This window comes from Streptomyces hainanensis, assembly GCF_004348415.1.
Classification (GTDB): domain Bacteria; phylum Actinomycetota; class Actinomycetes; order Streptomycetales; family Streptomycetaceae; genus Streptomyces; species Streptomyces hainanensis.
This window is the reverse complement of sequence record NZ_SMKI01000349.1, coordinates 1-8,439: the sequence shown is the minus strand read 5'-3', so window position 1 is coordinate 8,439 and position 8,439 is coordinate 1. Positions and strand designations below refer to the sequence as shown.

Here is an 8,439-nt window from a genome sequence, read left to right as displayed (position 1 = left end):
GGGGAGAGGGGGAGGCGAGGTGGCAGCGCTCGTCGGCCGCGCCCATCCCGCGGCGGTGCTGGACGCGGCGGTGGCCCGCACGTCGAGCAGCCACGGCGGTCTCGTGCTGGTGACCGGGGAGGCCGGGATCGGCAAGACGGTGCTGGTGGCCCAGGCCGCGGCGGACGCCGAGCGGAGCGGGGCGCTGGTGGCCACCGGGACCTGTTGGGACCGCGCCGACGCGCCGGCCCACTGGCCCTGGACCCAGGTGCTGCGCGGGCTCCGCCGGACCATGGCGGCCGAGGCGTGGGCCGAGGCGCGGCGCGAGGCCGGCCCGGAACTGGGCCCGCTGCTCGGCGAGTCGGGGGCGGGGCCCGCGGCCCGGGACGGGCAGGGCTTCGGGCTGCGGGACGCGCTGAGCACGCTGCTGGTGACGGCGGCCCGCCGGCATCCGGTGGTGGTGGTCCTCGACGACCTGCAGTGGGCCGATCCCGCCTCGGTCGAGCTGCTGGAGTTCGTCACCCGGCACGCCTGGTTCGAACGGCTGCTGGTGGTCGGGGTCTACCGGGACGTGGAGGTGGAGGCGGCCGGACACCCGCTGGGTCCGCTGCTCGCGCCGCTGCTGTCGAAGGCGACGCCGGTGACGCTGACCGCGCTCGGCCCCGACGAGGTGCGCGCCCTGCTGGCCCGCACCGCCGGCCGGGAGCCGTCCGCCGCGACGGCGGCCGAGGTGCACAGGAGGACCGGCGGCAACCCGTTCTTCGTGGAGCAGACCGCCAGGCTGTGGCGGAGCACCGGCGCGGTCGACCTGATCCCGCCCGGCGTGCGGGAGGCGGTCGGGCAACGGCTGCGGCTGCTACCGGCCGAGGTGTCGGGGCTGCTGGCCGCCGCCTCGGCGCTGGGGCCCGAGTTCGACCGCGAGGTGCTGGCCGAGATGACCGGCCGGTCCGAGCGCGCGGTGGCGGCGCTGCTCGGGGAGGCGGTGGCGGCCCGGCTCGTGGTGCCGCGCGGGGGTCCCGAGCGGCTCGGCTTCGTGCACGACCTGGTGCGCGAGACGCTCTACGCGGGCCTGGCAGAGGACGAGGCCGCGGGCTGGCACGCCGCGGCGGCCCGGGCGTTGGCGGCGCTGCCGGAGTGCGCGGCCCGGGCCGCGCCGGGCGAGGCGGCGCGCCATGCCTACCGGGGGGTGTCCCGGCTCGCCGGCCCGGCCGTGGTCGGCACGCTGCGGGCGGCGGCGGCCGAGGCGTGGAACCGGATGGCCTCGGGGGAGGCGGGCGTGCACCTGGGCCGCGCGCTGTCCCTGATCCCGCGGGCGGACGGCCGGCGGTGGGCGACGGTGGCGCTCGACCTGGGCTCGGCGCTCCACCACGGCGGGGACGAGGCCGCCGCGCTGCGGACGTTCCAGGAGGCGGCGGTCGTCGCCCGGGGGCTGGGCGACGGCGAGTTGCTGACCCGGGCCGCGTTCCGGCTGCGGCGCGCCGTGTGGATGGCGCACCCTCCCGAGGTGGAGCGGTTGACCACGGAGCTGGTGAACGAGGCGTACGCGGCGGTCTTCGGCCCAGGCGGCACGGCCGGCTCCGACCTGGAGCGGGAGCGTGAACTCACCGCGCGGGCCGCGGAGATGGCGCGCGAGGTGGGCGACGACGAGGCGTTGCAGGACGCGTTGATGACCCGGCACGACGCGCTCTGGGCCCCCGGGACGGCCGCCGAACGGCAGGCGGTGGCGGAGGAGTTGGCCGTCGTGGCGACGCGCTGCGGCGACCGCTCCGTGGCACTGCTCGCCTCGCTGCTGCGGGCGATGGCGCTCCTGGAGCGTGGCGATCCGGCCGGCCGGGCCGAGCAGCGCTCGGCGCTGGCCGCGGCCGGCCAGGACGCCGGGGCGCTGGCCACCGTGCTGTGGAGCGAGGTGGCCTTCGCCGCCCTGGACGGCCGGTTCGAGGCGGCGCGGAGCGCGCTGGAGCGGGCCGAGGGCGACGAGCGCGAGCGGCGGGGCGACGCGGGCGCGCGCGGCGACACGGCCACGATGCTGCACCAGCAGCGGTGGATGCTGGAGGTGGCGCGGGGCCGGTTCGACGCGGCGGACGCGTTGGTGGCCTCGGTCGGCCCGCCCCACGCCGACCTGCTGCTCGGCGTGACGGCCGCCGAGCGGGGCGACGTCGCGGCGGCCCGCCACCACCTGACGCGGCTCGGCGTCGCCGGCGGGCGGCCGTCCCGCTGGTTCGAGCCGCTGTGGCTGCGGCTGCGCGCCCAACTGGCGGCGGCCGACGGCGACGCGGCGGAACGGGCCGAGGTGCGGGCCGCGTTGGCGCCGCTGGCCGGCGGCTGGCTGACGATGTTCGGCTCCTCGATCGACGGCCCGGTCGACTACTGGACGGCGCTGCTCGACGCGGCCGACGGCGACCTGCCGGCCGCCGTGGCCGGACTCACCGCGGCCGAGCGGGCGGCGGAGGCGATGGGCGCGGCGCCGTGGGCGGCCCGGGTGCGGCGGGCGCTGGCCGAGGCGGTCGCCGCGCGGGGTGGCCCGGCCGAGGCGGAGCGGCCGGCCGCGCCGAACGTGTTCCGGTTCGACGGCCAGGTGTGGACGCTGACCTTCGCCGGGGTCACCGCGCATCTGCCGGACGCGAAGGGGCTGCACGACATCCGGCGGCTCCTCGACCGGCCGGGCGGGGAGATCCCGGCCGTCGAGCTGCTGGCGGCCGAGGGCGGGGCGCCGGCGCGCGAGGCCGGCCTGCTCGGCGCCGACCCGGTGCTCGACGAGCGGGCCAAGGCCGCCTACCGGGCCAGGCTCACCCGGCTCGACGGCGACATCGAGGCGGCGCTGGAACGCGGCGACGACCGGCGGGCCGCCGAACTCGACCGTGAGCGTGCCGTGTTGATCGACGAGGTGCGGCGGGCCACCGGCCTGCGCGGCCGCTCGCGCCGGCTCGGCGACCAGGCCGAGCGCACCAGGAAGGCCGTCACCGAACGCATCCGCAACGCGCTGCGCCGTCTCGACCGGCGCCATCCGGCCCTGGCGCGCCATCTGCGGGAGTCCCTGGCCACCGGCTCGGTCTGCCGCTACGGCCCCCGCGAGCCGGTGCGCTGGGAACGCTGACGCGGGCCGTCAGGGCTTTGTGAACTTATCCTTCAGTCTCCGTTAAACCGTCAATTCCGGTGTTAGCTTCGCCGCAGGTGATTGCCGTCAATCAGCGCATTGCACGACGCGTTGCGGCAGCCCCAACTCACACCGCGCACAAGCGCTTGGCTGGGGGATGGATGCTGAATTACACGAAGATAAGCGGCTGCCGCGTCTGCGGTAATCAGGAACTCCGGACGATCCTCGATCTCGGCGTGCAGGCACTCACCGGGGTGTTTCCGCGCGCCACGGACGAGGAGGACCTGGTCGCCCCCCTCGAACTCGTGAAGTGCGTGCCGCCCGGCTGCGGCCTGGTCCAGCTGCGCCACGACGTCGACCTGTCGGTGATGTACGGCGAGCGCTACGGCTACCGCTCCAGCATCAGGCCGTTCATGATCAACCACCTGCGGGGGAAGGTCGCGGACGTGACCTCCCTGGTGCCGGTCGCCGCCGGCGACCTGGTGCTGGACATCGGCAGCAACGACGCGACGCTGCTGCGCCAGTACGAGGTCGACGGGCTCCAGCTGGTGGGCTGCGACCCCTCGGCGGAGAAGTTCCGCGAGCGGTACCCCGAGGGCGCCGAGCTGATCGTCGACTTCTTCTCGGCCGACGCGTTCCGCGCCAGGCTCGGGGAGCGCCGGGCGAGGATCGTCACCTCCATCGCCATGTTCTACGACCTGCCGGACCCGATCGCCTTCATGCGCGACGTCCGTTCCGTGCTGGCCGACGACGGCGTCTGGATGATCGAGCACAGCTACCTGCCGACCATGCTCGAGACCAACTGCTACGACAACATCTGCCAGGAGCACCTGGAGTTCTACGCCCTCGCGCAGCTGGAGTACATGGCGGAGCGGGCCGGGCTGAAGGTGGTCTCCGCGAGGATCACCGACGTCTACGGCGGCAGCCTGTGCACGGTGCTGGCCAGGGACACCAGCGACTTCCCGGTGGACGAGGCCGGGCTCGACGAGCTGCGCGCCCGGGAGGCCGAGCTCCAGCTGGACACCATGGTCCCGTTCGAGGCGTTCGCCGCGCGGATCGAGAAGCACCGCACGGAGCTGCGCGCGTTCCTCGACGCCTCGAAGGCCGCGGGTCTCACGACGCTCGGCTACGGCGCCTCGACCAAGGGCAACGTGCTGCTCCAGTACTGCGGGATCACCGCGGACGACCTGCCCTGCATCGGCGAGGTCAACGCCGAGAAGGACGGCTGTCTCACGCCGGGAACAAGGATTCCGATCGTCTCCGAGGAGGCGGCCAAGGAACAGAAGCCGGACCAACTGCTGGTCCTGCCCTGGATCTTCCGCGACGGTTTCATCGAAAGGGAACAGGAATTCCTGGCCGGCGGCGGAAAGCTGGTTTTCCCCCTCCCGGAACTCGAGATCTACGACGGTAAGTAGCGGGCACCCGAAGGTTGGAGAGGGCGGAAAGAATGGACAGCGACGTCATCATCGTGGGCGCCGGTCCGACCGGCCTGATGTTGGCCGGCGAACTGCGCGCCGCGGGAGTCGGCGTGCTCGTCGTGGAGCGGCTCGCCGAGCCGACGGGCCAGTCCCGGGGGCTCGGCTTCACCACCCGGGCCATGGAGGTCTTCGACCAGCGGGGGCTGCTGCCCAGGTTCGGCGCCCTGGAGACCAGCCCGATGGGCCACTTCGGCGGCCTGCCCCTGGACTTCGGGGTGCTGCCGGGCGGCAACTTCGGCGCCCGCGGGATCCAGCAGGCGCAGGTGGAGCGGGTGCTCACCGACTGGGCCACCGAGTCGGGGGCGCGGTTCCTGCGCGGCCACGAGATCGTCGCGCTCGACGAGGGCGCGGCCGAGGGCGACGGGCGGGTGCGGGTGACCGCCCGCGGCCCCGAGGGCACGGTGGAGCTGACCGCCGGCTGGCTGGTCGGCTGCGACGGCGGGCAGAGCACGGTGCGGCGCCTCGGCGGCTTCGCCTTCGAGGGCAGCGCCTCGACCCGCGAGATGTACCTGGCCGACGTGCGGGGCTGCGACCTGCCGCCCCGCTTCACCGGGATGCGGCTGCCCAACGGCATGGCGATGAACGCCCCGTTGGCGCCCGGCGTCGACCGGATCATCGCCTGCGAGCACGGCGTGGTGCCCACCGAGCGCACCGAGCCGGTCGACTTCGCCGAGGTGGCGGCGGCGTGGCGGCGGCTCACCGGCGAGGACATCTCGGGCGGCGAACCCGTCTGGGTCAGCGCCTTCGGCGACGCCGCCCGGCAGGCGACCGAGTACCGCAGGGGCCGGGTGCTGCTGGCCGGCGACGCGGCCCACGTCTTCCTGCCGGCCGGCGGGCAGGGCCTGAGCGTCGGCGTGCAGGACGCGGCCAACCTCGGCTGGAAGCTGGCCGCCACCGTCCTCGGCCGGGCCCCCGGGGGGCTGCTCGACAGCTACCACGAGGAGCGGCACCCCGTCGGCGCCCGGGTGCTGACGAACACCTCGGTCCAGGGCACCCTCTACCTCGGCGGACCCGAGGTGGAGCCGCTGCGCGCGATGTTCGCGGAGCTGCTGGCGTACGAGGAGGTCGGCCGCCATCTCGTCGGCATGGTCAGCGGGTTAGACGTGCGCTACGACGTCGGCGCGGGCGGGCACCCGCTGCTCGGCCGGCGGATACCGCCGCTCCCGCTGACCGGGGTGGCCGGCGCCGCCAGCACCTTCGAGGCGCTGCACGGCGGGCGCGGGGTGCTGTTCGACATCGCCGACGACGCCGAACTCCGCGCCGTGGCCGCCGGCTTCGCCGGGCGGGTCGACGTGGTCACCGCCGCCGTGGACGACACCCTGGCCGAGGGCGCGCTCAAGGGCACCGAGGCGCTGCTCGTGCGCCCCGACGGCCACGTGGTGTGGGCCGCGCCCGGCGGCCAGGACGGTCTCGCCGAGGCGCTCGGCCGGTGGTTCGGCACCCCGGGGACCCCGTCGACATGAGCAGCACCTCGCGCCAACTCGACCGGGCGGCGGCCACCGCCGGACTGACGGAGTTCCTCGACCTGCTCGACGCCACCCGCCGCTCGGTCTACACCCGCGCCGAGCGGGTGCCGTTGGACGAACTCGCCCAGTGGCACACGGTCCCGGGCACCGGCGCCCTGCGCCACGTGAGCGGCCGGTTCTTCACCGTCGAGGGCATCGAGGCGACCGTCGCCTTCGACACCGGCGCCGACGCCGGGGAGCCCCGCAGCTGGCGGCAGCCCGTCATCGTCCAGCCGGAGATCGGGATCCTCGGCATCCTGCTGCGCCTGGTCGACGGGACGCCGCACTTCCTGATGCAGCTCAAGGCCGAGCCGGGCAACGTCAACGGGATCCAGGTCTCGCCGACCGTGCAGGCCACCCGGAGCAACTACACCCGGGTGCACGGCGGTCGGCCGGTGCCGTACCTGGAGTACTTCAGGGGGCGCCACGGGAGCCGGACGGTCGCCGACGTGCGACAGTCCGAGCAGGGCGGCTGGTTCCTGCGGAAGCGCAACCGCAACATGATCGTGGCGGTCGACGAGCCGGTGCCGGTGCTCGACGGCTTCCACTGGCTGACCGTCGAGCAGCTCGCCGCCCTGCTGACGGTCGACGACCTGGTCAACATGGACGCCCGCTCGGTGCTCGCCTGCCTGCCGCTGCTCGACGTGCTGCCGGCCCCGCTGGCGCTCGACCGGGACGAGCCGGCGCGCTCGGTGCTGCGCTCCTGGGGCGGTCTCCGGCCGGCGCGGCACTCGATGACCGAGCTGCTGAGCTGGATCACCGACGTGCGCAGCCGCACCGACGTCGAGGTGCGCCGGGTGCCGCTCGACGAGTTGCCGGAGTGGCGGTCCGACGGGCGGTCCCTGACCCATGTGGACGGCCGGCACTTCGACGTGATCGGGGTCCGGGTGGAGGCCGGCGGCCGGGAGGTCGGCCGCTGGGACCAGCCCATGGTCGCCGCCAGGAGCGTCGGCCTGAGCGCCTTCGTCGCGAGCCGGCTCGGGGGCGTCCTCCACGTGCTGGTGGCGCTCCGCGCCGAACCGGGTCTCGCGGACGTGGCGGAGCTGGGCCCGACCGTGCAGTGCGTGCCCGACGACCCGGTCGACGAGCGGCCTCCCCTCCTCGGCACGGTGCTCGACGCCGCCCCCGAGCGGGTGCGCTACGACACCACGCTGTCGGAGGAGGGCGGCCGGTTCTTCCACACCCGCACCCGGTACCGGATCGTCGAGCTGGCGCCGGACGCCGACCGGACGCTGCCCGGCCATCCGGACCTCCGCTGGATGACGCTCCACCAGCTCGGCGAACTGGTGCGGCACAGCCACTACGTCACCGTGCAGGCGAGGACCCTGCTGGCGGCGTGCGTGGCGCTGGCGGCCGGCGAGGGGGGGCCGGCATGAGCGCCGCCCGTCGCCCGACCGTCGCCGTGCTGGGGGCCTCCGGCTACCTCGGCTCGGTGCTGACCGGCCTGCTCGCCCGGCGCCCGGTGCGGCTGCGCCCGGTGGCCAGGCGCGCCGTCCCCGTCCCCGGGGGCGCGGTGGCCGACGTCGAGCCGCTCGCCGCCGACCTCACCGAGCCGGCCGCCGTCACCCGGGCCGTCGGCGACGCCGACGTGGTGCTGCACCTGGCCAAGCACGCCGGCGACTGGCGGCTGCCCGAGTCCGAGCCGGCCGCCACCGAGCGGGTCAACGTCGGCGTGATGCGTGCCGTCCTCGACGCGCTGGCCGACCGGCCGGGGGCCGGTGGACGCCCGCCGCCGGTCGTGGTGTTCGCCGGCGCCTGCACCCAGATCGGCCGCACCCCGGAGCGTCCGATGGACGGCACGGAGCCCGACCACCCCCAGACCGCCTACGACCGGCAGAAGCTGGCGGCCGAGGAGCTGTTGAAGGCCGCCGACCGGGCCGGCGCCGTGCGCGGCGTCAGCCTCCGGCTCGCCACGGTCTTCGGCCAGAGCCCGCTCTCCGAGGTCCCCGACCCCGGTGTCGTGATGACGATGGCGCGCCTGGCGCTGGCCGGGCGGCCGCTGACGATGTGGCACGACGGCTCGGTGGTGCGCGACATCACCTTCGTCGAGGACGTCGGCCGCGCCTTCCTGGCCGCGACCGACCACCCGGACGCGCTGCGCGGGCGGCACTGGATGATCGGCACCGGGCGCCACGCGCGGCTCGGCGCGGTCTTCCGCACCGTCGCCGACGCGGTGGCCGAGGCCACCGGCCGGCCACCGGTCCCGGTGGTCACCGTCGAGCCGCCGGACGCGGCGGTGCTGACCGACTTCCTCCCCGTGTACATCGACCCCGAGCCCTTCGCGAAGGCCACCGGGTGGCGCGCGCGGGTCCCGCTGCGCGAGGGCGTCGACCGTGGCGTCGCCGCCCTCGTCCGACGGGCGGCCCCCGCCGCCCCGTGACTC

Annotated in this window: 5 protein-coding genes; all 5 read left to right on the top strand. The window is 75.5% G+C overall.

What is annotated here, in order from left to right; genetic code table 11:
- Positions 1 to 19 precede the first annotated feature (19 nt).
- The 5 genes from E1283_RS26465 to E1283_RS26445 all read left to right on the top strand — a co-directional run bounded on the left by E1283_RS26465 (position 20) and on the right by E1283_RS26445 (position 8,436).
- Positions 20 to 3,073 carry an ATP-binding protein gene (locus tag E1283_RS26465; RefSeq protein WP_132820668.1) on the top strand — a complete coding sequence of 1,018 codons (3,054 nt, stop codon included), beginning with the start codon at positions 20 to 22 and terminating at the stop codon, positions 3,071 to 3,073.
- Between the two features lie 161 nt (positions 3,074 to 3,234).
- Complete coding sequence (locus tag E1283_RS26460) at positions 3,235 to 4,488, top strand: class I SAM-dependent methyltransferase (RefSeq protein WP_132820667.1); 1,254 nt, start codon at positions 3,235 to 3,237, stop codon at positions 4,486 to 4,488.
- A 32-nt stretch (positions 4,489 to 4,520) separates the two neighbouring features.
- Entirely contained in the window at positions 4,521 to 6,014 is a 1,494-nt protein-coding gene (locus E1283_RS26455) for an FAD-dependent monooxygenase (RefSeq protein ID WP_132820666.1), read from the top strand.
- Entirely contained in the window at positions 6,011 to 7,432 is a 1,422-nt protein-coding gene (locus tag E1283_RS26450; protein ID WP_132820665.1) for an NDP-hexose 2,3-dehydratase family protein, read from the top strand. Before E1283_RS26455 ends, E1283_RS26450 begins: the two co-directional genes overlap by 4 nt.
- Positions 7,429 to 8,436 carry an NAD-dependent epimerase/dehydratase family protein gene (locus tag E1283_RS26445; protein WP_132820664.1) on the top strand — a complete coding sequence of 336 codons (1,008 nt, stop codon included), beginning with the start codon at positions 7,429 to 7,431 and terminating at the stop codon, positions 8,434 to 8,436. The genes E1283_RS26450 and E1283_RS26445 overlap by 4 nt, the downstream gene beginning before the upstream one ends.
- The last annotated feature ends 3 nt before the right edge of the window (positions 8,437 to 8,439 follow it).

Bases quoted from the DNA above. Each gene is read 5' to 3' on its own strand.
- E1283_RS26460 (WP_132820667.1), top strand. From the start codon at position 3,235: ATGCTGAATTACACGAAGATAAGCGGCTGCCGCGTCTGCGGTAATCAG.
- E1283_RS26455 (WP_132820666.1), top strand. From the start codon at position 4,521: ATGGACAGCGACGTCATCATCGTGGGCGCCGGTCCGACCGGCCTGATG.
- E1283_RS26450 (WP_132820665.1), top strand. From the start codon at position 6,011: ATGAGCAGCACCTCGCGCCAACTCGACCGGGCGGCGGCCACCGCCGGA.
- E1283_RS26445 (WP_132820664.1), top strand. From the start codon at position 7,429: ATGAGCGCCGCCCGTCGCCCGACCGTCGCCGTGCTGGGGGCCTCCGGC.